The 21,870-nt window shown below is 72.6% G+C and carries 22 protein-coding genes; 12 read left to right on the forward strand and 10 right to left on the reverse strand.

Annotation, left to right across the window (positions count from 1 at the left end; all coding sequences use genetic code 11):
- Positions 1 to 541, reverse strand: a 541-nt coding sequence (locus ABT336_RS18960; RefSeq protein ID WP_350897935.1) for a M20 metallopeptidase family protein, incomplete at its 3' end; no start/stop codon positions are given.
- A 113-nt stretch (positions 542 to 654) separates the two neighbouring features.
- Between ABT336_RS18960 and ABT336_RS18965 the strand changes: the two genes are divergently transcribed.
- Complete coding sequence (locus ABT336_RS18965; RefSeq protein WP_350897936.1) at positions 655 to 1,479, forward strand: amidohydrolase family protein; 825 nt, start codon at positions 655 to 657, stop codon at positions 1,477 to 1,479.
- A 58-nt stretch (positions 1,480 to 1,537) separates the two neighbouring features.
- Here ABT336_RS18965 and ABT336_RS27560 read toward each other — a convergent pair whose 3' ends face one another.
- From ABT336_RS27560 to ABT336_RS19000, 8 genes are all read right to left on the reverse strand, one after another.
- The gene (locus tag ABT336_RS27560) at positions 1,538 to 1,768 is read right to left on the reverse strand and encodes a S1 family peptidase (RefSeq protein WP_502891205.1); all 231 of its coding nucleotides are present in this window, start codon (positions 1,766 to 1,768) and stop codon (positions 1,538 to 1,540) included.
- A complete protein-coding gene (locus ABT336_RS18970) occupies positions 1,765 to 2,394 on the reverse strand; it encodes a S1 family peptidase (protein ID WP_502891206.1) in 630 nt (209 codons plus the stop codon). The genes ABT336_RS27560 and ABT336_RS18970 overlap by 4 nt, the downstream gene beginning before the upstream one ends.
- Positions 2,395 to 2,461: 67 nt before the next feature.
- On the reverse strand, positions 2,462 to 3,220 hold the full coding sequence (locus ABT336_RS18975) for an urease accessory protein UreD (RefSeq protein WP_350897937.1): 759 nt from the start codon (positions 3,218 to 3,220) through the stop codon (positions 2,462 to 2,464).
- A complete protein-coding gene (gene ureG, locus ABT336_RS18980) occupies positions 3,220 to 3,951 on the reverse strand; it encodes an urease accessory protein UreG (protein WP_350897938.1) in 732 nt (243 codons plus the stop codon). Before ureG ends, ABT336_RS18975 begins: the two co-directional genes overlap by 1 nt.
- A complete protein-coding gene (locus tag ABT336_RS18985) occupies positions 3,941 to 4,729 on the reverse strand; it encodes an urease accessory protein UreF (RefSeq protein WP_350897939.1) in 789 nt (262 codons plus the stop codon). Before ABT336_RS18985 ends, ureG begins: the two co-directional genes overlap by 11 nt.
- Entirely contained in the window at positions 4,729 to 6,432 is a 1,704-nt protein-coding gene (locus ABT336_RS18990) for an urease subunit alpha (protein ID WP_350897940.1), read from the reverse strand. Before ABT336_RS18990 ends, ABT336_RS18985 begins: the two co-directional genes overlap by 1 nt.
- Positions 6,429 to 6,782 (reverse strand): urease subunit beta, encoded by a 354-nt coding sequence (locus tag ABT336_RS18995; protein WP_350897941.1) that lies wholly within the window; start codon positions 6,780 to 6,782, stop codon positions 6,429 to 6,431. The genes ABT336_RS18990 and ABT336_RS18995 overlap by 4 nt, the downstream gene beginning before the upstream one ends.
- The gene (locus tag ABT336_RS19000) at positions 6,779 to 7,081 is read right to left on the reverse strand and encodes an urease subunit gamma (protein WP_350897942.1); all 303 of its coding nucleotides are present in this window, start codon (positions 7,079 to 7,081) and stop codon (positions 6,779 to 6,781) included. The genes ABT336_RS18995 and ABT336_RS19000 overlap by 4 nt, the downstream gene beginning before the upstream one ends.
- A gap of 192 nt (positions 7,082 to 7,273) precedes the next feature.
- On the opposite strand from ABT336_RS19000, the gene ABT336_RS19005 reads away from it, so the two are divergent.
- From ABT336_RS19005 to ABT336_RS19030, 6 genes are read left to right on the forward strand one after another with little or no spacing between them, the layout of a single operon-like run.
- Positions 7,274 to 8,206: an STM4015 family protein gene (locus ABT336_RS19005; RefSeq protein ID WP_350897943.1), complete on the forward strand. Its 933-nt coding sequence runs from the start codon at positions 7,274 to 7,276 to the stop codon at positions 8,204 to 8,206.
- Between the two features lie 42 nt (positions 8,207 to 8,248).
- The gene (locus ABT336_RS19010; RefSeq protein ID WP_350897944.1) at positions 8,249 to 9,448 is read left to right on the forward strand and encodes an STM4014 family protein; all 1,200 of its coding nucleotides are present in this window, start codon (positions 8,249 to 8,251) and stop codon (positions 9,446 to 9,448) included.
- Positions 9,436 to 10,239: an STM4013/SEN3800 family hydrolase gene (locus tag ABT336_RS19015; protein ID WP_350897945.1), complete on the forward strand. Its 804-nt coding sequence runs from the start codon at positions 9,436 to 9,438 to the stop codon at positions 10,237 to 10,239. The genes ABT336_RS19010 and ABT336_RS19015 overlap by 13 nt, the downstream gene beginning before the upstream one ends.
- A complete protein-coding gene (locus ABT336_RS19020; protein WP_350897946.1) occupies positions 10,236 to 11,561 on the forward strand; it encodes an STM4012 family radical SAM protein in 1,326 nt (441 codons plus the stop codon). Before ABT336_RS19015 ends, ABT336_RS19020 begins: the two co-directional genes overlap by 4 nt.
- Positions 11,558 to 12,583 carry an STM4011 family radical SAM protein gene (locus ABT336_RS19025; RefSeq protein WP_350897947.1) on the forward strand — a complete coding sequence of 342 codons (1,026 nt, stop codon included), beginning with the start codon at positions 11,558 to 11,560 and terminating at the stop codon, positions 12,581 to 12,583. Before ABT336_RS19020 ends, ABT336_RS19025 begins: the two co-directional genes overlap by 4 nt.
- A 26-nt stretch (positions 12,584 to 12,609) precedes the next feature.
- Positions 12,610 to 13,143 carry a dihydrofolate reductase family protein gene (locus tag ABT336_RS19030; RefSeq protein ID WP_350897948.1) on the forward strand — a complete coding sequence of 178 codons (534 nt, stop codon included), beginning with the start codon at positions 12,610 to 12,612 and terminating at the stop codon, positions 13,141 to 13,143.
- A 37-nt stretch (positions 13,144 to 13,180) separates the two neighbouring features.
- Here the strand turns inward: ABT336_RS19030 and ABT336_RS19035 are convergent, their stop codons facing one another.
- The gene (locus ABT336_RS19035) at positions 13,181 to 14,206 is read right to left on the reverse strand and encodes a hypothetical protein (protein ID WP_350897949.1); all 1,026 of its coding nucleotides are present in this window, start codon (positions 14,204 to 14,206) and stop codon (positions 13,181 to 13,183) included.
- Positions 14,207 to 14,588: 382 nt separating this feature from the next.
- Between ABT336_RS19035 and ABT336_RS19040 the strand changes: the two genes are divergently transcribed.
- Genes ABT336_RS19040 through ABT336_RS19060 form a run of 5 tightly spaced genes read left to right on the forward strand, consistent with a single transcriptional unit; the run spans position 14,589 to position 21,844 of the window.
- Positions 14,589 to 15,056: a hypothetical protein gene (locus ABT336_RS19040; RefSeq protein ID WP_350897963.1), complete on the forward strand. Its 468-nt coding sequence runs from the start codon at positions 14,589 to 14,591 to the stop codon at positions 15,054 to 15,056.
- Positions 15,056 to 16,450 (forward strand): hypothetical protein, encoded by a 1,395-nt coding sequence (locus tag ABT336_RS19045; RefSeq protein WP_350897950.1) that lies wholly within the window; start codon positions 15,056 to 15,058, stop codon positions 16,448 to 16,450. The genes ABT336_RS19040 and ABT336_RS19045 overlap by 1 nt, the downstream gene beginning before the upstream one ends.
- Positions 16,447 to 17,841: a vWA domain-containing protein gene (locus ABT336_RS19050; protein ID WP_350897951.1), complete on the forward strand. Its 1,395-nt coding sequence runs from the start codon at positions 16,447 to 16,449 to the stop codon at positions 17,839 to 17,841. The genes ABT336_RS19045 and ABT336_RS19050 overlap by 4 nt, the downstream gene beginning before the upstream one ends.
- An 11-nt stretch (positions 17,842 to 17,852) precedes the next feature.
- Positions 17,853 to 18,965, forward strand: coding sequence for an ATP-binding protein (locus ABT336_RS19055; RefSeq protein ID WP_350897952.1), 1,113 nt, complete (start codon positions 17,853 to 17,855; stop codon positions 18,963 to 18,965).
- Positions 18,966 to 18,970: 5 nt separating this feature from the next.
- Entirely contained in the window at positions 18,971 to 21,844 is a 2,874-nt protein-coding gene (locus ABT336_RS19060; RefSeq protein ID WP_350897964.1) for a DUF5682 family protein, read from the forward strand.
- Positions 21,845 to 21,870: the final 26 nt, after the last annotated feature.

The raw sequence follows: 21,870 nt of genomic DNA on the forward strand, positions 1-21,870 counted from the left end.
CCCTCGGGGTGGCCCGGTCCACCCCGAGGGTGCCTACCGGCAGGTCCGGCCAGCAGTGCAGGCCGAGGACGGCGTCGTACCGCCGCCCGCGCAGCGCGTCGTCGGCGAGGACGGCGGCGGCTCCGGAGGCCTCGCCGAAGGGGATCTCCTCGGCCGGTTGGAACAGGACGGTGACCGAACCCCGGGGCGGCGGGTCGGCGGCGAGTCGGGCGGCCACCCCGTACGCGACGGTCATGTGCACGTCGTGTCCGCAGGCGTGGCAGACCCCGTCGTTCGTGGAGGCGTACGGCTCGGTCTTGGCATCCTGGACGGGATAGGCATCCATATCGGCCCGAAGAAGGACCTTGGGTCCGGGATTGGTGCCTTCCACCTCAAGAAGGAGGCCCGTACCGGCCATTCCGGTCTGGACCCGGCCGAACGGCCGAAGCTTGTCGGCCAACAACCGGGCCGTCTCGTGCTCCGTAAACCGCAGCTCGGGGTGGTGATGGAGCTGACGCCGCAGCCGTACCAGCTCATCGACCTCGTCGCTTCCCAGCGTCACCCGGCTCACCTCTCGCTCACGGCCTGCAATCCGGACCTAATTGAGACAAGAACCTAAGTCAGGGGGGTCCCCACGTCAATAACCAGGCGAAAACTGGGTTATGGTCCGTGACCATGGAACGTGCTGACGCCCACCTGCACCTCTTCGCCGACGGGTATCCGGGCCGTTACGGCCGCTCTCCCGCCGGGGGTGAGGAGGTAGCGATTTATCAGGACATCCGACGCGAACACCGCATCGACCGGGCACTGGTCGTCGGCTACGAGGGCGAACCCCGCTTCGTCGGCAACAACGACCACCTGGGTGCCCTGGCCGCCACGCACGACTGGATCGCCCCGGTCGCCTACGTCCCGTCGACAGGGGTGCCCGAGCAGCGTCTGCACCGGTGGCGGGCGGCCGGATTCGTGGGCGTCGCGGCGTACCCGACCGACACCGACCGGGCGGACGAGTTCGCCGCCTGGCTCGGCACCGTCGCACCCGTCCTCACCCGGACCCGCGCGGTGATCAGCCTGAACGCCACCCCGGCGGCGACCGGGCGGCTCGCCGACGCGCTCACCGCCGTGCCGGACTGCCCGGTGCTCCTCAGCCACCTCGGGCTCCCCGGGACCCGGGCCACCGTGCCGTCCGGCGCGGACGCCGCCGAAGCCCTGGCCCCGCTGCTCGACCTGGCCCGGCTCCCGCACGTCGGGGTGAAGATCTCCGGCCTGTACGCGGTCAGCGACCCCGCCCACGCCTGGCCGCACGCGGCGGCGGCCCCGTACGTCGAGGTGCTCCTGGAACGGTTCGGCACCCGACGGCTCTACTGGGGGTCGGACTTCCCCCCCAGCCTCGACCACGTCTCGTTCGCCCAGACCCTGGAACCGGTCGGGCTGGACGGGCTCTCCCCGTCCGAACGGGCCGACGTCTTCGGCGCGAACCTGCGCCGGGCACTGGGCGACTGACCCGTGTCGACCGGACGGCGGGCGGGCGGGTCCACCCCACCCGCCGTCGACCTCACCCTCAGGGCACCGTCACCCCGTACGCGGCGAGGATCTCGGTGATCGGCTGGTAGTACGTGGACCCGCCGACGGTGCAGTTTCCGCTGCCGCCGGAGAGGATGCCGAGGATGGTGCCGGTCGAGGCGGCGTAGAGGGGGCCGCCGCTGTCGCCGGGTTCGGCACAGATGTTGGTCCGGATCAGCCCCGAGACCGAGCCCTGGGCGTAGTTCACCGTCTGGTTGAGGGCGGTCACGGTGCCGCACCGAACCCCGTGGTGGCACCGCTGCGACACACCGCCTGCCCGACGGAGGGGTTGCCGACGTTGCCGATCGGCAGCAGACCCGGGTAGGTCCAGACCGCGCTGGGCCGGGGCAGAGAGCCGGTGTGCTGGATCAGCCCGTAGTCGTTGCCGGGGAAGCTGCTGCCCACCCGGGGGCCGAGCGGGCTGGTCCGGGCGCTGTCGGCGTACCAGGTGGCGGCCGAGGCGGTGCAGTGCCCGGCGGTGACGGCGTAGGAGGTGTTCCCCCGGCGGACGTTGGCCCCCAGTGAACAGCGGCCGGTGCCGGCGTGGATCGCCTCACCCCCGGCGATCAGGGTGCGCAGCCGTCCCGGCTCGCGGCGCAGCACCGCCCCGGTCCGTGCGGCGGTGACCCGCAGCGCCGCCAGGTCGGCCGGGGCGACGGTGTCGTCGACGGTCAGGGTCATCCGACCGGTGGCCGGGTCGGGGCCCCAGGCGGTGCCGGGGGTCCGGATCGTGGCGAGCACCGTCGCCGCCGCTGCGGCGTCGGGGGCCGACGGCGGCTGGGCGTGGGCCGTGCCCACCGGTGTGACAAGGAGCAGGACGAGGGTGGCGAGGGTGACGATCGGGTTGCGACGCATCCGGAACCTCCGCATCGACATCTGTAGATGTGCGTGCGGACAGCATCATCCCCGGCGCGCCAAGATTTCAAGGCCCCGACCGACCCGGCGGGTCGGCGTCGACGGGGCTCAGAAGCTCGCGCAGCAGGTGCGCGTCCGGGGCCGTCGCCGTCCAGAGATCGGCGGGACCACCGGCGAGCGGGAGCCGGGCCACTGTGCCGTCGGGATGCACCCACGGGGGTCCGGCCACCCGACCCGGCCGGACCAGCAGCAGGGAACCGGTGGCCACGGCACCGCCGAGGACCGCCGCACCGTCCCAGCCGGGCGCTGTCGGCCCCACCGCCAGCGACTGACGCAGCAGCGGCGCTCCGGCGTGGTCGACGTAGGTGCCCACCACGGCGTCGCCGGGCCGTTCGGCGTACCGGCCGCAGACCAGCTCGTCCCGCCAGGTCAGCACCGCCCCCTCGGCCAACTCCACCCACGACTCGGCGTGGTGCGCGCAACCGGCCGCCGCCACCGTCTGCTCCGGCAGCCAGTGCAGGGCGGCCCCGGCGGCCACCCGGGCCCGCACCGACATCCGGGACCGACCGGCACCGGGGCGGCCGGGCAGGGCGACCGAGGCGGCGACGGTGTGCACCCGTACCGCCGCACCCGCCGTCACCTCGACCTCCAGCCGCAGGTCGTCACCGGCCAGCGGACCGGCTGCCGCGCCCACCACGTACACCTCGGCGACGCCGTCGCGGTGCCCGGTCTGACGCAGCAGCAACGGCGGCTCCCCGGCCAGCTCGGTGAGGCGGGTGCCGCCCCGCCCGTCCGGGCGGGCCACCAGCCGGGCGACCGAACGCATCAACGCTGTGTGACAGCGACTGCCGACGGCCCGGCCCGGTGGTGGGCAAGCTCGTGGCGGATCCAGGTGGCGACCTGCCCGGCCTGCGGGTCGGCGGTGATGGACAGGAACACCGTCGGCAGGTCCCCACGCCGGGCCCGGGCGTCGCGTTCCATGACCTGGAGGTCCGCGCCGACCAGCGCAGCCAGGTCGGTCTTGTTGATCACCAGCAGGTCGGCGGCGGTCACCCCGGGGCCGCCCTTGCGGGGCACCTTGTCCCCACCGGCGACGTCCACCACGAAGATCTGCCTGTCGACCAGTCCCCGGCTGAAGGTGGCGGTCAGGTTGTCCCCACCGCTCTCCACCAGGACCAGGTCCAACGGTCCGAACTCCTCGTCGAGTTCGTCCACCGCGTCGAGGTTCGCCCCGATGTCGTCGCGGATGGCGGTGTGCGGACAACAACCGGTCTCCACCGCCCGGATCCGGGCCGGATCGAGCACGCCGGCCCGCTTCAGGAAGTCCGCGTCCTCGGTGGTGTAGATGTCGTTGGTCACCACCCCGAGGCGCAGCTCGTCGGCGAAGACCCGACACAGCGCGGCGACCAGGGCGGTCTTGCCGGAGCCGACCGGGCCCCCGACACCCACCCGCAGCGCCCGGCCGGTCGCCGGCAGCGGCGCGTGCGGATCCACCCCGGGTTCGGGGTGGGTGTGCGGAACCGTCTCGTCGTGGTCGGGACTCTGTTCAGGACGCAAAGAGACGCACCTCCCAGGTGGCGTGGAGCTCGGCATGGACGTCGGTCAGTGGAGCTGCGGCGGCCGGGAGCCGCTCGGGGGGATCGTCGGCGGCCCGGGTCGCCTCGGCGGCGGTGGCGTCGCAGGCACCGGCCAGGTCGACGAGCAGCACCTGCACCCGGTACGGGTCGAGGCCAAGCAGCCGGACACCGGCGCTGGCCGCCCCGGTCACCGTCTGGTAGGCCACCACCGACGCGGTCTGCGCCCGGGTCGCCCCGGCGGCGGCACCGACCAGCCCCCACACCAACGGTTGGTGCGGCCCCCCACCGGCGGTCGGCAGGTCGTCCCAGGGGGCCGACGGCCAGATGGACCGTCCGGCGCGCAGCAGCGCCCGCCCCTGACGGCGGGAGACCGACCGCAGCGCCACAGCAGCGGTACGCGCGTCCAGTTCGACGTCGAGCCGGGCCAGCACGCCCCGCCTGTCGGCCTCCGACCCGCCCCACCTGTCGGTCTCCGATCCGGGCCGACCCCCGTCCGGCACGGGCCGACCGGGATCCGGCACGGGCCGGGCGGTGGCCGCCGAGACCACGGCGCGGTGGGCCGCCGCGGCGAACGCCGCCCCGACCAGCCCGGCGGTGGCCAGCCGCCCCCGCAGGAACCCCTCCAGGGTCGCCAGGTCGCGGACCCGGCCCGCCACCACCGCCGCCTCCAGCCCCCCGGAGTGGGCGTGGGCGCCCGCCGGGAAACGCCCGTCGGCCAACAGGAGCACCATCGTCGACGGGGCCGTCACGCCGGTCATCAGAACAGGAAGTAACGCTGGGCCATGGGCAGCTCCGACACCGGGTCCGGCTCCACCACCTCGCCGTCGATCCGGACCGTGAAGGTGTCCGGGTCGACCTCGATGCGGGGCATCGCCCCGTTGTTCGGCAGGTCGGCCTTGCCCCGGGACCTGACGTCAGCCACCGGCACCACCCGACGCCGGACGTCCCACGACAGTCCCGCCTCCAACGCCGCCGGGGCCACGAAGGCGAGGCTGGTGGCGGCGGCCGGCACCGCACCGGCACCGAACATCGGACGCGGCAGCACCGGCTGCGGGGTGGGGATCGAGGCGTTCGCGTCCCCCATCTGCGCGTACGCGATCATGCCGCCCTTGAGCACCAGCGAGGGGCGTACGCCGAAGAACGCCGGATCCCAGAGCACCAGGTCGGCCAGCTTTCCCGGCTCGACGGAGCCGACCTCGGCCTCCAACCCGTTGGCCATCGCCGCGCAGATGGTGTACTTGGCGACGTACCGGCGGGCCCGGTGGTTGTCCGCCCGACCGTCGCCGGGCAGCGCCCCCACCCTGGCCTTCATCACGTGTGCGCTCTGCCAGGTCCGCAGGACCACCTCACCGATGCGACCCATCGCCTGCGAGTCGGACCCGATGATCGAGATCGCCCCCAGGTCGTGCAGGAGGTCCTCGGCGGCCATCGTGGACGGTCTGATCCGGCTCTCCGCGAACGCCAGGTCCTCCGGCACCGCCGGGTTGAGGTGGTGGCAGACCATCAGCATGTCGAGGTGCTCGGCGAGGGTGTTGCGGGTGTACGGCCGGGTCGGGTTCGTCGACGACGGCAGGACGTTCGGCTCACCGGCCACAGTGATGATGTCCGGCGCGTGCCCACCCCCCGCCCCCTCCGTGTGGTACGAGTGGATCGCCCGCCCCGCTATCGCCCGCAGGGTGTCGGCGACGAACCCGGCCTCGTTGAGGGTGTCGGTGTGGATCGACACCTGCACCCCGGAGGCGTCGGCCACCCGCAGGCAGGCGTCGATCGCCGCCGGGGTGGTCCCCCAGTCCTCGTGCAGCTTGAAACCGCCCGCCCCGGCCCGCAACTGCTCCCACAGCGCCTCCGGGGAGACCGTGTTGCCCTTACCGAGCAGGAGCACGTTGACCGGGTACGCGTCCAACGCCTCGTGCATCCGGGCCAGGTGCCACGCGTTCGGGGTGACGGTGGTGGCCCGGGTCCCCTCGGCCGGTCCGGTACCGCCGCCGACCAGTGTGGTGACCCCACCCGCCAACGCCTCGTCGACCAGCTGCGGGCAGATGAAGTGCACGTGGGTGTCGACGGCACCGGCGGTCAGGATCCGTCCGTTGCCGGCGATGACCTCGGTGGCCGGTCCGATGACCAGGTCGGGATGGACCCCGGGCATGGTGTCCGGGTTACCTGCCCGACCGAGGGCGACGATCCGACCGTCGCGCAGCCCGACGTCCGCCTTCACGACCCCCCAGTGGTCGAGGATCACCGCGCCGGTGACGACGGTGTCCAGGGCACCCTCGGCGCGGGTGGCCCGGGACTGGCCCATCGACTCGCGGATCACCTTCCCGCCGCCGAAGACCACCTCGTCACCGCCGACGCAGTGGTCGGTCTCCACCTCGATCAGCAGGTTGGTGTCGGCCAGCCGGATCCGGTCGCCGGTGGTCGGGCCGTACAGGTCGGCGTAGCGACGCCGGTCGACGAAGCTCACCGGACCTCCCCTTCCCCTGCGTCGGTGCGTCGTCCCCCACCGGCGTCCAACGGCCCGGCGCACTCGCCGCGCAGACCGGGCACCACCCGGTCCCCGCCCAACGGCACCAGGTCGACGCGGCGACTGACGCCCGGCTCGAAACGCACCGACGTGCCCGCCGGTACGGCCAGCCGCTGCCCCCAGGCGGCGGCCCTGTCGAAGTCCAGCGCCGGGTTGGTCTCGGCGAAGTGGTAGTGCGACCCGACCTGCACCGGACGGTCGGCGGTGTTGACCACCAGCAGGGTGGTCACCGGTCGCCCCGCGTTGATCTCCACCGGCCCGTCGGCGGGCAGGATCTCCCCGGGGATCACGGGATCGGGTGGTGCACCGTCACCAGCTTGGTGCCGTCCGGGAACGTCGCCTCCACCTGCACCTCCTTCAGCAGCTCCGGGATGCCCTCCTGGACGTCCTCGCGGGTGAGGACCGTCCGCCCGGCGGCCATCAGGTCCACCACGGTCCGACCGTCCCGCGCTCCCTCCAGCAGGTACGCGGTGAGGATGGCCACGGCCTCCGGGTAGTTGAGGCGCAGTCCACGCTCGCGGCGTCGACGGGCGACGTCGGCGGCGACGTGGACGAGCAACCGTTCCTGCTCGTGCGGGGTGAGAAACACGGAGACTCCCGGCTCGACGGGCCCCGGCGGCGTGCGACACCCCTCGCAGGGGCGGGGACGGGACCGGCGGACTACACCAAACCGCTGGTCAGACCGTAGAGGATCACCTGTCGGAGGGGCAAGGTGCCGACCAATGTGTCGGTCACCCCTGCTACCGTCGCGCCCGCCGTTGCACCCCATCCGGAGGTCGTTGTGATCAGCTCTCACCTGACGTCGTTCGCGGGGGCACCCGTGGTGCCCTTCGATCCGGGAATGGCCCTGCCCGAGGAGCTGCCCCCCGTCGCCTGGCGACTGGAGATCGAGGACTTCGACGCCGAACCGGAGGTCTTCGCCGACCTCGTCGCCGCCTTCCGCCACGAGGTGCCCGCCGAGTCGGTCCGGGCCCTGGTGATCGGCGAGTGGGGAGCGGCCTACGAGTCCGCCCTGCCGGTGGGTCTCCTGGTCGAGGCGGCCACCGAGTGGACCGACCTGCGCCACCTCTTCCTCGCCGACCTGATCGGTGAGCAGTGCGAGATCTCCTGGATCACCCACGACGACATCACCGGCATCCTGCGGGCCTACCCGCAGCTGGAGACCCTGTGGGTGCGCGGCGGCAACGAACTGCGGATGGAACCGGTCCGCCACGAGGGGCTGCGGGAACTGGTGATCCAGACCGGCGGGCTGCCCGGCCACGTGTCCCGGGCGGTGGCCGCCAGCGACCTGCCCCACCTGCACCGCCTCGACCTGTGGCTCGGCCAGTCCGACTACGGAGGCGACACCACCCCTGCCGACCTCGCCGACCTGCTGGCCGGTGACCGGGTGCCGGCCCTGCGCCACCTGGCGATCTGCAACGCCGAGAACGCCGACGACATCGCCCGGGTGGTGGCCGACGCCCCGGTCGTCGCGCAACTGGAGACCCTCGACCTCTCCAAGGGGGTCCTCACCGACACCGGCGGCGAGGCGCTGCTGGCCGGGCGGCCCCTGACCCACCTGAGCCGCCTCGATCTGAGCCACCACTTCCTCTCCGAGGAGTGCGCGGCCCGGGTGGTCGCCGCCCTGCCCACCGTCGAGGTCGACGTCACCGACCCGCAGGAGGTCCACGTCTACGGTGACCGGCAGTACCGGTTCACCGCCGTCGGGGAGTGAGCCGACAGTGACAGGCGCCGCCCGCCGACTGGATGCACCGGCATGCAGCTGACCGTCGTCGGCAACCCGGAGAACCGGCGGGTCACCCTGTTCACCGACGCCGTCCGGGCCTCCGGCCTGCCCACTCCGACCATCCTGGCCTGGGCGGACCTGCTCACCGGGGCGGCCGGACCGCCCGGCCCCGACGCCACGGTCCGCATCGACTCCCCCGGTGAGAACCCCCTGGTGGACCGCCTGCTCCGCCGGGCGGCGACCCCGGCCCGCCACGGCGAACTGCTCGGACTGTCCGACACGTACGCGGGACTCGTCGACGGGGTGGCCCGGGTCGCCGACGGGGGCGCGGACCTGCTCAACGACCCGACGGAGGTGGCGGTCCTCTGCGACAAACGGCGCTGCCACGCCCGACTGGCCGCCGCCGGGGTGCCGGTCCCGCCCGCCCTCGGCCCGATCCACGGCTACGACCAACTCCGGGCGGCGATGGACCAGGCCCGGTGGCGTCGGGTCTTCGTCAAACCCGCCCACGGGTCGTCGGCGGCCGGGGTGATCGCCCTGACCGTCGGCCCCCACCGGATCCAGGCGGTCACCCCGATCGAGGTGGCCCCGGACGGGCTGTTCAACTCGCTGCGGGTCCGCCGCTACGACGACGAGGCGACGGTCGCCGCCCTCGTCGACCGGCTCGCCCCGGAGGGGCTGCACGTGGAGCGGTGGCTCCCCAAGGTCGGGCTCGCCGACCGGGTGGTGGACCTGCGGGTGGTGGTGGTCGCCGGACGACCCACCCACGTCGTCGTCCGGGCCGCCCGGGGACCGTTGACCAACCTGCACCTGGGCAACGCCCGGGGGGACCTGGCCGAACTGAGGGCCGCCGCCGGGCCGACCGCCTGGGCGGCGGCGATGCAGACCTGCGAACAGGTCGCCGGGTGTTTCCCCGGCAGCCTCCACGTCGGGGTCGACCTGATGTTCCTGGTCGGGTGGCGACGGCACGCCGTGGCCGAGGTCAACGCCTTCGGCGACCTGCTGCCCGGCGTCCGCACCGACGGCCGGGACACCTACGCCGAGCAGGTCCACGCCCTGACCACCGGCCGATGGTCGCGGTGGCGGACGGCTGCCGGTCGACCCGAGGCGGCGGGTGACGGCTGTCGACCCGAGGCGGCCGGTGACGTCTGTCGGGCCAAGGCGGCAGGTGACCTCGGGGGCCGGACCGGGTCGACGTCCGAACGGGAGGTGGCCGGATGCGCAGTCTGATCGGCAGCCACGACCTGGCCCTGGTCACCCTGGACACGCTGCGCTACGACGTGGCGGCGGAGCTGGCCTCGACCGGGCGTACCCCACGGCTGACCAGGGCGCTGCCCGGCGGCCGGTGGGAACGCCGGCACTCTCCCGCCAGCTTCACCTACGCCGCCCACCACGCCTTCTTCGCCGGTTTCCTGCCCACCCCGGTCACCCCCGGCCACCACGACCGGCTCTACGCGGCGGCCTTCCCCGGCAGCGAGACCTCCGGCGCCGACACCTGGGTGTTCGAGGCCCCCGACCTGCCCACCGCGCTCGCCGGGGTCGGCTACCACACCCTCTGCCTGGGCGGGGTCGGGTTCTTCAACAGGCGTACCCCCCTCGGGGCGGTCCTGCCGGGACTGTTCGCCGAGGCCCACTGGGAGCCCGGGTTCGGGGTCACCGCCCCCGACTGCCTGGACGCCCAACTCGACAGGCTGACCGAGGTCCTGCCCGGCGTACCGGCCGACCGGCCGTTGTTCACGTTCCTCAACGTCGCCGCCATGCACCAACCCAACCGGCACTACCTGCCGGGCGCGAGCGACGACGACCGGGCCAGCCACGCCGCCGCCCTGGAGTACGTCGACAGCCGCGTCGACAGGCTCTTCGCCCTGCTCACCAGCCGGAGCCGACCGGTGTTCACGATCATCTGCGCCGACCACGGCACCGCGTACGGAGAGGACGGACACGTCGGCCACCGCATCGGCCACGACGTGGTGTGGACAGTTCCGTACGCCCACTTCACCCTGCCTCCTGGAGAACGGTGACAAGCGACGACAACGCGCTGGACGGCTCTCCGTACCAGCAGTACCTCTACGCCTACCCGCACAAGACCTCCTACCGAGCGCTGCGCCCCCGCCCCGACCTGGCCGGGGTGTGGAAGGACGAACCCCGCGACTCCCTCTTCCTCTACCTGCACATCCCCTACTGCGAGATGCGGTGCGGCTTCTGCAATCTGTTCACCCGCACCGGGGCCCCCGCCGACCAGGTCACCGCCTACCTCGGCCAGCTCCGTCGACAGGCCGAACAGGTCGCCGACTCCCTCGGGGACGCCACCGGCTGGGCCCGGGTCGCCTTCGGCGGAGGCACTCCCACCTATCTCACCGCCGACGAGCTGACCGACCTGTTCGACATCGCCACCGGCACCCTGGGAGCCCGACTGCCAGGGGTGCCCCTGTCGGTGGAGACCTCCCCCGCGACGGCCACCCCCGACCGGCTGGCAGTCCTCGCCGCCCACGGCGTCACCCGGGTCAGCATCGGGGTGCAGAGCTTCCTGGACGTCGAGGCCCGCGCCGCCGGCCGCCCCCAGCGGCGTACCGAGGTGGAGGCCGCCCTCACCGCGATCCGGGCCGCCGGTGTCCCGGTGCTCAACATCGACCTGATCTACGGCATCGACGGGCAGACCCCGGCGACCTGGGCGCAGAGCCTGCGGGCCGCCCTGGCCTGGCACCCCGAGGAGCTGTACCTCTACCCCCTGTACGTGCGTCCCCTGACCGGGCTCGGTCGACGGTCCCACCGCCGCGCGGACTGGGACGCCGAGCGCCTGGCCCGCTACGAGCAGGCGGTCGAGATCCTCACCGCCGCCGGATACCGGCAGGAGTCGATGCGGCAGTTCCGCCGGGCCGACGTGCCCGCCCCGGACGGCCCGGACTACTGCTGCCAGGACGACGGGATGGTGGGGTTGGGCTGCGGGGCCCGCTCCTACACCACCGGGCTGCACTACTCCTTCGACTACGCGGTCGGTATCACCGAGGTCCGGGCGGTCCTCGCCGACTACCTGGCCCGCCCCGCCACCGACTTCCGGTACGCCGAGTTCGGGTACCGCCTGGACGCCGTGGAGCAGCGGCGTCGCTGGCTGCTCAAGTCGCTGCTGCGGGTGGAGGGGGTGGACGCCGCCGCCTACCAGGCCCGGTTCGGCACTCCACCCGCCGAGGACTTCCCCGACCTGTCCCACCTGGTCGAACGGGGTTGGGCCACCGAGGGCGGGCTGCGGCTGACCCCGGCCGGGCTGGCCCGCTCCGACGCCGTCGGACCCTGGCTCACCTCCGAGGCGGTCCGGCACGCCATGCGGGGGTACGCGCTGCGGTGAACCTGACGATCCTCTACCGGGGACCTTTGGCCAGTTGCAACTACGACTGCCCCTACTGTCCCTTCGCGAAGCGGCACGACCCCCCGCAGCTGCTGGCCGCCGACCGGGCCGCCCTGACCCGGTTCACCGACTGGGTGGCCGCCGCCACCGACCTGCGGCTGTCGGTCCTGTTCACCCCCTGGGGCGAGGGGCTGTCCCGCAGCTGGTACCGGAGGGCGATGGTGGAGCTGTCCCACCTGCCGCACCTCGACCGGGTGGTGATCCAGACCAACCTGGCGGCCCGGGTGGAGTGGCTCGCCGAGGCCGCCCCGGACCGGGTGGCCCTGTGGAGCACCTACCACCCCGGTCAGGTCGCCAGGGAGAGGTTCCTGGCCCGGTGCGCCAGCCTGGACGAGCTGGGGATCCGGTACTCGGTGGGGGTGGTGGGGCTGCCCGAGCACCTGGCCGAGGCCCGCGCCCTGCGGGCCGCCCTCCCCGAGTCGGTGTACCTGTGGGTCAACGCCGCCGAGGGGCTGACGTACGACCCCGCCGAGGAGGCCGTCTGGACGGCCCTGGACCCCCTGTTCGGGTACAGCGTCCGACCCCATCCGTCGCTGGGTCGGCCCTGCCACGCCGGGGAGACCGCCGTCTCGGTGGCGGGCGACGGGACGGTACGCCGGTGCCACTTCCTGCCCGAGCCGATCGGGAACCTGTACGACGGGTCCTGGCGGGCCGCCCTGCGTCAGCGGGACTGCACCACGGCGGTCTGCGACTGCCACATCGGGTACGTCCACCTCAAGCCCCTGGGCCTGCGAGAGGTCTTCGCCGGTGGGGTCCTGGAACGCATCCCGGCCGTCTGGCCCGTCGCCGGGGTGCCGGCTGCGGTCGGCCACCCGACCCGGACCCTCCCGGTCGTCACGATCGGTGCCGGGGTAACCGGTGCCGAGGTGTTCTGCTCCGGGGCGTCCGGTGCCGAGGTGTCCCGCTCCGGGGCGTCCGGTGCCGGGGGCCGGTGCGGCCCACCGGATCCGTCTACTGTGTGAGGACAGGTCAGGGGGTTGGGGGAAACGTGAGCAGGCTTCAGTACCAGTGCTCGATGTCCCTGGACGGGTTCATCGCCGGCCCCGGCGGGGACATGTCCTGGGCCACCCCGTACCTGACCGACGACGCCGGGCTGACGGCCGACCTGGTTCCCCAGGTCGGCGCGCTTTTCGTCGGCGCCCGGACCTTCCGGGGTGACGACCCCAACCGGGGCACCGACCAGGAGGGCGCTTACGGCGGCCAGTGGTCCGGCCCGAGCGTCGTGCTCACCCACCACGCCCCGGCGGAGCCGGTGCCGGACGTGACGTTCTCCGACGACCTGGCCACCGCCGTGGCCACAGCCCGGGCGGCGGCCGGTGACCGGCTGGTGGCGGTCCTCGGGGCCGACGTGGCCCGGCAGTGCGTCGAGGCCGGACTGCTCGACGAGATCCTGGTGACGATCGTGCCGGTCCTGCTCGGCGACGGGGTCCGCCTCTTCCACCGTCCCGGGGGCGCGCCCGTCCCGCTCGACCTGGTCGAGCAGCGCGGCCGAACGTTGCTGCTGCGACTGCCCGCACGGTGACCGGGACGGGCTTGACGGGCCGCTCGGCCGACGCCGGTCAGGAACGGACGAAGAGCGTGGCCCGGCCGTCGCGCAGCCCGACGATCTGACCCCGGATGTTGATGTCGACGACCTGGTCGGTGGCGCGCAGACCCAGTGTGGTCAGGTCGAGCATCCGACCGTTGCGCCACAGGAAGGGCCGCCGCTGCCCGTCTGCGGTGTCGGCGTGCCCGATGATCTCGCCGAGGTCGCTGATCGCCACCGCCCGACCGCTCGGACCACCCAGGGTGCCGAGATCGCGGATGACCCCGTCGCGCCACAGGTAGGCCCGCTCGACCCGGTCGGCGGTGTGCGAGTATCCGACGATCTCGCGCCGGTTGTTGACGTCCGCCGGCTCGTTGTAGGACCGCGCGCCGAGCGTTCCCAGCAGGGTCAGCTCACCCTTGTGCCAGCGACCTCCGTAGCACACGCAGACCGGCGACCAGGCGTCGTCGTACTGGACGACGATGTCCTCCCAGTTGTTGACGAACGCCGGGCTGCCCCAGTAGATGTTGTTTGACTGCACCCAGCTCATCTCGCCGTTGCGCCAGACGAAGGTGTTGTCGGCCGCCATCGGTCCCTCGGTGAAGCCGACGACGACGTTGCGGTCGTTGAGGGAGTACGCCGCACTGACCCCGGCGAGCGCTCCCAGCCTGGTCACCCGGCCGTTGTGCCAGATCGCCGCCTCGTGGCCGGCTGACGACGGCACCCGGCCCGCCACCACCCCTCTCTCGTTGATGTCGGCACCGTGGAACCATTCGACGTCGGCCGGGACGGACATCAGCTCGAAGCGTCCGTTCTGCCAGAGGAACCTTCCGCCGACGACCTGCCCCCGATCGTTGACGGCCAGGTGGTCGGGACCTGCGGGGAACCCGAGGTCGACGGCGCGGTAGGGGCGTGGGAGACGGTCACTTCCGGTGACCGGTGCGGCGTGGGCCGGTGCCGTCGCGGTGACGGTGACCGCGACGACCACAGTCAGCACGGCGGCGAGGAGATCACGGGGTCGACGGGGGACGGCGGCGCTGACGTGGGTGGTGGGACGCATTGACGCTCCTAGTCTGACGCAGCGCACGGCTGCAGTTACCGGGGAGAGTCTTACGACAACGCACGGTAACAGGGCCGGCACCCGCAGACCACAGTGGAGCATCGCGCACCGACGGGAGTCCGCAATCGGACAGACCGCAACGGCGAGGAACCAGCGGTGCGCCAGTGGGCCGGGCGACGCCGACGGCCGGACTTTCGAACACGGAGGGTGACGTGCCCCGGGTGGGTCCGGAGTTGTCGTACCCGTGTTTCATGATCCTTGTCGTCACGGCGGCGCCGGCTCCGGCCGGCGTCGGCACCGGCACGGTCGACGTGGGTTTTTCGGCAGGTGGGAGGCACGAATGGTGACGGACGCAGAACGAGCCGGGGGGCAGCGGCGCAGCGTGGTGCGGGTGGTGCCGCCCGCCCGCGCCCGCAAGCTGGCCAAGGTGCCCTTCGTCGAGTTGGCCGAGGGCCGGTTGCAGGGCGTGGTGTCCAGCGGGTCGAGCGCGGAGCGGGTCTACGTGTCGTGGTTCACCGCGGAGACGCACGCCTTCCACTGCAGCACCAACAACAACCGTCCCTGCGGCGGGCTGTCCGGCCGGCCCTGCAAACACCTGGTCGCCCTGGCCGACGAGGCGATCCTGCAGTACGGCGTCGACCGGATCGCCCGCTACCTGCGGATCGACATCGGTGACGGGGCGGAGTCCGGGTTCGATCTGCTCCGCCGGGCGAACTGCCGGCACGAGCCGGGGCCGGGGGCTGTGGTGTTCGCCCGGTTCCTGCGTCACCTGGCGTACCTGGAGGTACCCGGCAGCGACGGGATCCTGCCGGAGCTGCACTGGTTCCCGGCGACGGCGGGGGTCCGCTGATGCTGGGCACCACGCTCGCGGCGCTGCACGCCGACCCGCCGGTGGGACTCTCCGACGCCCTCGCCGTGGTGGATGGCTTCGACGACGTCCTGGCGCAGGGCTTCGCCCGGATCGGTGAGCCGGAGGCGGCGACCCTGACCGCGTTCGCCGACGCCTTCGCCGGCACGCCGCTGGCCGGGGCGGTGGCGGAGGCGGCTGGCAAGGCCGGCACCGGTTCCGGCACGGCCGAGCATCTCGCCGTGCTGGCCGGGGCCCGTTCGGCGTTGCTCGGCGCGGCGCACGACGCGCTGCTCGGCCAGCTCGACGCCGCCCTCGCACGGGACCGTACCGCCGGGCCGCAGGAGGACCCGGTCGAGGCATCGGGCCTCGGGGCCGCTGCCGCGGCACGGGCCTGGTTGCACGAGGTGGCGCTCGTCGGCTGGGCCGGCGTCGACAGCGAGTTGCTCACCGCCGCGGACACCCCGGTCGAGGCGGCCCTCGCCGTGCCACAGTGGCGTCGGCTCGCCGTCCTGCTCGACGGGTTCGCCGCAGAGCTGCGGGCCTGTGTCCCGGTCTCCACGATGCCGCAGGTTCCGGTACGCCGTTGGGCCGACCTGTGGGCCCGGGGGATGCTCCTCACCCAGGGGTCGGTGCCGACCCGCACCACGATGCGGGTCTCCGGCCGGTTGCTGCCGCTCGGCGTCGAGGTCCACGAACACGACACGGCGGTGCAGATCCTGCTGCACGCGATCCTGGAACCGACGGACGGGACGGCGCCCCGGGTGGTGCGGACCGCTGTCGGTGCCGCGAAGACCGACACCGTCGTCGGCCCGGCGGTGTGGAAGCTCTTCGGGGCTCACCCCGTCCTGCTGAGCGTGCTGGCCCAGCGGCGTTCCGTGACCGTCACCGACCTGCCCGAGCAGGGCGGCGACGTGTCCTGGATCGACGACCAGGTGGAAGTCGGCGAGCCGGCCGACCCGTTCGCCACCGCCCGGGTGCTTCTCGCCGCCGCCACCACCTCGGCCGCCGCCGCACTGGACCGGCACCCGGCCGTCATCGCCGAGCCGGTGCTGTTGGAGGGCTACACGGTCGGGAGCGACGACGACGGGGTCCACCTCGACCTCGGCGGTCAGCGCATCGGCGTGGCTGTCGACCGGCTGCCGGCCTGCGGCCCGCTCACCCTGGAACTGGTCACCGCCTCCACTGCCTGCCTGGGCCTGGCCCGTTGGGACGACGGCGGCTGGTCGGTGCAGCCGCTGGCGGTCCGGGCGACGGTGCGCAAACGTGCCGTCGAGGCGCACAACGGCGACTGGGCGGACGGCATCACTGATCCGAAGGCGGCGAAGGCCGAGGCCAAGGCGGGCGACGTCGTCGCAGTGCTGCGCGCGCGAGCCGGACGGTTGCTGCGCCGATGACCGACTCCCCGACCGGCGGCGCCGACGCCAACCGCCGCCAGGTGCTCTACTGGCGGCTGCTGTCCCGCCTGTTCGACAGCAACGAACAGGCCACCCTGGAGACGGCGAGCATGGCGGTCGTCGACGACCTCGGCCTGCCCGCCGCCCTGCTGGACCCGACGGTATCCGTCGACTCCGTGGTCCAGCGGTTCCCCGCCCTCGCCGACGAGTTCGGCGGCCTCCTCACCGACGCCGACGCCACCACCGGGTCGGACACCACCACCGCACCGGACACCACCGCCGCCGCACCGGACGACACCACACCGGACGACACCCTTTCGGGCCAGGTCGGTGAGGCTGAGGTACGCCGGGCCGCGCTGGTGTCGAAGTTGCTGCTCAACGTCTTCGCCACCGGCTCCGGCGCGGTCACCGCCGGGCAACTCGCCGGGTGGCAGTCGGACGCCGGCTGGTTCGAGCGAGCCCTCGGGTTCGAGCCGGGCCAGCTGCGCGCGGAGGGCTCCGGACTGGGTGCCACCCTCGCCGGGCTCGAAGGCGACCTGGTCAGCCGGATGCGGCTACGGGAGGTCCTGGCCGACCCGACCCTGGCCCGCCAGCTCACCCCGAGCATGTCGCTGATCGAGCAGTTGCTGCGGGACAAGTCGAACCTGTCCGGGGTGGCGCTGGCCAACGCCAAGTCGCTGATCCGGCGGTACGTCGACGAGGTGGCCGAGGTGCTGCGTACCCAGGTGGAGCAGACCAGTGTCGGCACCATCGACCGGTCGGTCCCGCCGAAGCGGGTGTACCGCAACCTCGACCTGGACCGCACCATCTGGCAGAACCTGACCAACTGGAGTCCGGAGGACGAGCGGCTCTACGTCGATCGGCTCTACTACCGGCAGACCGCCCGCAAGACCACCCCGTCCCGCCTGATCGTGGTGGTGGACCAGTCGGGGTCGATGGTCGACTCGATGGTGAACTGCACCATCCTCGCCTCGATCTTCGCCGGGCTGCCGAAGGTGGATGTGCACCTGATCGCCTTCGACACTCGGGCGCTGGACCTGACTCCCTGGGTGCACGACCCGTTCGAGGTGCTGCTGCGTACCAAACTCGGCGGCGGCAACGACGGCCCGGTCGCGATGGCGATGGCCCAGCCCAAGATCGCCGAACCCAGGAACACCGTCATGGTCTGGATCTCGGACTTCTACGAGTTCGGTCGCTCCCAGGCACTGTTCGACGGAATCGAGTCGGTGCACCGCTCCGGGGTGCGGTTCATCCCGGTGGGCTCGGTCAACAGCTCCAACAAACAGAGCGTCAACCCGTGGTTCCGGCAGCGGCTCAAGGACCTCGGCACCCCGGTCCTCTCCGGCCACATCCGCAAACTCGTCTTCGAGCTCAAGAGCTTCCTCACCTAGGAGATCCAGGCATGTCCGAAATGCTGCGCGCCCCCGCCGAGACCAAGTACGCCGAGGAGCTCGACTACCTGGAGTCGGTCGACACCGGCCCGAAGCCGTTCTCCTGGCGGCTGAGCCCGAACATGGTCCGGTTGTTCATCCTCGGCTCCGAACGCGCCGACGGCCTGGACCGGAAGATCGACCAGAAGTGGTTCGGAGACCGCAGTTTCGTCGAACGCAGCATCGTGACCCTGGCCTCGGACCGGGGACTGCTGCTCATCGGTGACCCCGGCACCGGCAAGAGCTGGCTGGCCGAGCTGCTGGCCGCCGCGATCTGCCGCAACTCCACCCTCGTGGTGCAGGGCACCGCCGGCACCACCGAGGACCACATCAAGTACTCGTGGAACGTCTCGATGGTCATCGCGAAGGGCCAGTCCCGGGACTCGATGATCCCCTCCCCGATCATGAACGCGATGGAGCAGGGGGTGATCGGCCGGTTCGAGGAGCTGACCCGCTCCACCAGCGACGTCCAGGACGCCCTGATCTCCATCCTGTCGGAGAAGTACGTCTCCATCCCCGAGCTGAAGGACGACAACATCGTCTTCGCCCAGCCCGGCTTCTCCATCATAGCCACCGCCAACAGCCGGGACCGGGGGGTCAACGACCTCTCCTCGGCCCTCAAGCGACGGTTCAACTTCGTCCGTATCCCGGTGGTGTCGAACAAGAAGAGCGAGGCGGAGATCGTCCGGTTCCGTACCGAGGAGCTGCTGCGCCGCCACCAGATCGACCTGGCGGTGCCGCCCAACCTGCTGGACATCCTGCTCCAGAGCTTCGCCGACCTGCGGGCCGCCTCCGCCGCGGCGACCAGCGACGACGAGAAGCTGGAGTCGGCCCTGTCCACCGCCGAGCAGATCGGGGTCCTGGAGGACGCCATCCTGCACAGCCAGTTCTTCGGGGACCGGACCCTGCGCCCGCAGACCCTCGCCGGGTCCCTGGTCGGGTCCCTGGCCCGCCGCAGCCCGGAGGACCTGGCCATCCTCAACAAGTACCTGCACGGGGTGGTGGAGCCCCGCGCCAAGCAGGACGGCGGCGAGTGGTCGGAGTTCCTCGACGGTGGTCGCCAGGCGATCACGTCACTGTCGTGAGCACGGTGTCGGTGCCCACGGAGTCCGGCCCCTTCGGTGAGCTGCGCGGGCAGCTCACCGAGGCTGCCATGACCTTCGCCGGTTCCCCCGACGCGCTGGCCGAGATCCTCGCCGGCATCGTCGACGACGTCGACCGGGCGCTGGGCGAGCGGTTGGAGATCTTTCCGGTCTGCCACCACTCGCCCGCCTCCGGGTTGGCCATGCTGCGCCGGCTACGGGTGAAGCAGCCCAAGGTGATCTACCTGGAACTCTGCGAGGACCTCCGGCCGCTCCTCGGTGAACTGCGCAACTGTCGGCTCCCGGTGGCAGTGCAGGCGTTCGCCTCGGAGCTGGACGGATTCCCCGTCGACTGGGCCCCACTGAGCGTCATCGCCCCGGTCACCGAGGCCTCCGCCGAGTACCAGGCCATCGCGTACGCGCTGGAGACGCCCGGGGTGGAACTGGTCCTGGTGGACCGGTCCACCGACCACGTCTTCCAGTGGTCACCCCGGCACCGCGCCGCACCGGGCGGGGACGGCGACGCTTCGGTTGCGCCCGAGGCGTCGGGTGGGTCCGCCGAGGAGGCGCAGCTGCATGGAGACTCGGTCGGGTTGGAGATCGGCGACCTGCGTCCCCGGTTCGCCGAACTGCAGGCTCACCTGCTCCACCACGGCAAGGTCCGACACTGGTCGGAGTGGTGGGACCAGTACGTCGAGCGTCCCCTCGTCGACGCCGACTACGACACGTACCGGCAGGTGATGGTGCTGATCGGCAGCCTGTTCCGGCGGCTGCGGCCGGGCGACTCCCAGCGCCACGACCGGGACGAGGACCGGGAACGCTACATGTGGACCCGGATCCGGCAGCACCTGGCCGACTCCGGTGCCGACCCGGCGGACTGCCTGTACGTCTGCGGTGCGTTCCACGCCGCCAGCCGGGTCGAGCAGTTCGGGCTGGGATCCACCGCCCCGGACTTCGACATCACCCCCCGCACTGACACCACCTGGCGGTATGGGCTGATCCCGTCCAGCCACTCGGCCATCGAGGCGCAGTTCGGCCTGGCACCGGGTTCGGTGTCGATCGCGGCGGCGACGTGGACGAGGGCGGTCGGCCGGTCCAGGGTCAAGCCGTACCGGCTGGCCGGGCAGTCCGACGGGCGCAGCCGTCGACGGGCCGGTACGGCGGCCACCGGGTCCACAGGTGCGACCCCCACCCCGGGTACGGGCACCGTCGACCCGGTGACCGACCGGCTGACCGGGTTCCTCGCCACACCCGCACCGGTGGACGGACTGGACGAGGCGGAGCTGCGCGCCTGGTGCGTGGACATCGTCCGGCTCGCCCGCCGCAACGGGTACCTGGCCAGCACCGCCGACGCGATCGCGGTCTTCGAGCACTCGATCCTTCTCGCGGGGATGCGCAACCGGGCCCGGCCCACCCCGTACGACTTCACCGACGCGGCGGTGACCTGCATCGAGAAGGACGTGGTGCCGGGGCGGCGGGACGTCCGCCGGCTCTGCGAGATCCTGCTCGGCGGGGACCGGGTCGGGCAGGTCGGCTACGACTCCCTCCCCCCGTTGGCCCGGGACGTGCTGGACCGGCTGAGTCCCCTCGGGCTGGACCTGCAGAAACGGACCATGAGCCGGGCACTGCTGGACCTGAAGGCCGACCCGGAGCTGGGCGCCTGCTCCGACCTGTTGTGGATGCTGCGGTTCCTGCTGCCCCCGGCCACGGTCCGCCCGATCATGGGCGAACGGCGGCTCGGGCACCGGTCGATTCAGGAGAGCTGGGACCTGGCCCTCGGCCGCGACCAGCGGGCCCTCATCGAGCTGGGGTACGAGGGCGTCACAGTGGAGCAGGTGCTGGAGCTGCGCCTGCGCCGCGAGGTCCGTGGTCCGACGGCGACGGCCGCCACCGCCCTCGCCGCCGTCGAGAACGCCATCTGCCTGCTCGGCAGCCCGCGCCTGGTGGACGAGTTGGGGGGCCGGGCGGTCGAGCTGCTGGCCGCCGAGCGGAGCGTCGACGACGCACCCGAGGTGCTGCGGCGGATCCGGCGGCTGCTGGCCCACTACCGGGCCACCGCGCCGGAGCTGCCGGCCTGGTGCGAGGCCTTCGCGACCACCGGGTACGCCCACTACTGCACCCTGCTGCCGACCGCCTTCGTCGACGCGGAGAGCAGTACCAGGCAGGTCGGAGCGATGTTGGGCTTCCTGTTCAGCATGGAGAGCCTGGCCATCGCGTTGGGCTGCGACCGGTCCCAGCTCGAACTCGCCGTCGCCCAGTCGCATCCGGAGGAGCCGGGGAAGGTGGCCCTGGCGTGGGCGGCCCGACACCAGCTCGGCACCCTACCCCTGGCCGAGCTGCGAACCCGGTGCGCACAGTTGCTGGACAACCCGCTGGTGGTGCCGGCCTTCCCCCGGTATCTCGCCGGTTTCGTGCACGCCCTGGAGCCGGTGCCGAGCCTGACCCCCTTCGTGGTGGAGACCATGTCGACGGCCTTCGCCCGGTTGCCCGACCCGGTGCTGCTGCCCTGGCTGCCCACCCTGATCACCACCCTGCGGGAGCAGGGGCCGGAGCTGGTGCCGTTGCTGGTCCGGGAGGCGGGGCGGACATTCCCCGGCACCCTCCCCGAACTGGACGGATGGGTCCCGCCGTGGCAACGCCCGACACCGACGGCAGGGTCCACCCGTCGGGCCGCCCCGGTCGGCCGGGTCGGCGCCCTCCTCGCCGCCCACCCGGACGCGGTGGACGCTGTCGCCACCCGGTTCGGGTGCACCGGCGGATGGCGACACGTCGACCCGGAACCGGAGGGTGGCGCAGCGGCCGGGGCGGCTACGCTGCTCGCCGCACATCCGGACACCGTCGAGGCGGTCGCCGCGCTCATGGTCACCGCACCGGCCCGATAGCCACCCGTGGCGTTGCACCGACACGG

The organism is Micromonospora sp. NPDC000207 (assembly GCF_040300925.1).
Taxonomy (GTDB): domain Bacteria; phylum Actinomycetota; class Actinomycetes; order Mycobacteriales; family Micromonosporaceae; genus Micromonospora.

Coding starts and splice junctions, on each gene's coding strand:
- ABT336_RS19015 (WP_350897945.1), top strand. CDS start 9,436: ATGCGCAGTCTGATCGGCAGCCACGACCTGGCCCTGGTCACCCTGGAC.
- ABT336_RS19010 (WP_350897944.1), top strand. CDS start 8,249: ATGCAGCTGACCGTCGTCGGCAACCCGGAGAACCGGCGGGTCACCCTG.
- ABT336_RS18965 (WP_350897936.1), top strand. CDS start 655: ATGGAACGTGCTGACGCCCACCTGCACCTCTTCGCCGACGGGTATCCG.
- ABT336_RS18970 (WP_502891206.1), bottom strand. CDS start 2,394: ATGCGTCGCAACCCGATCGTCACCCTCGCCACCCTCGTCCTGCTCCTT.
- ABT336_RS19035 (WP_350897949.1), bottom strand. CDS start 14,206: ATGCGTCCCACCACCCACGTCAGCGCCGCCGTCCCCCGTCGACCCCGT.
- ABT336_RS18975 (WP_350897937.1), bottom strand. CDS start 3,220: ATGCGTTCGGTCGCCCGGCTGGTGGCCCGCCCGGACGGGCGGGGCGGC.
- ABT336_RS18985 (WP_350897939.1), bottom strand. CDS start 4,729: ATGACCGGCGTGACGGCCCCGTCGACGATGGTGCTCCTGTTGGCCGAC.
- ABT336_RS19055 (WP_350897952.1), top strand. CDS start 17,853: ATGTCCGAAATGCTGCGCGCCCCCGCCGAGACCAAGTACGCCGAGGAG.
- ABT336_RS19050 (WP_350897951.1), top strand. CDS start 16,447: ATGACCGACTCCCCGACCGGCGGCGCCGACGCCAACCGCCGCCAGGTG.
- ABT336_RS19045 (WP_350897950.1), top strand. CDS start 15,056: ATGCTGGGCACCACGCTCGCGGCGCTGCACGCCGACCCGCCGGTGGGA.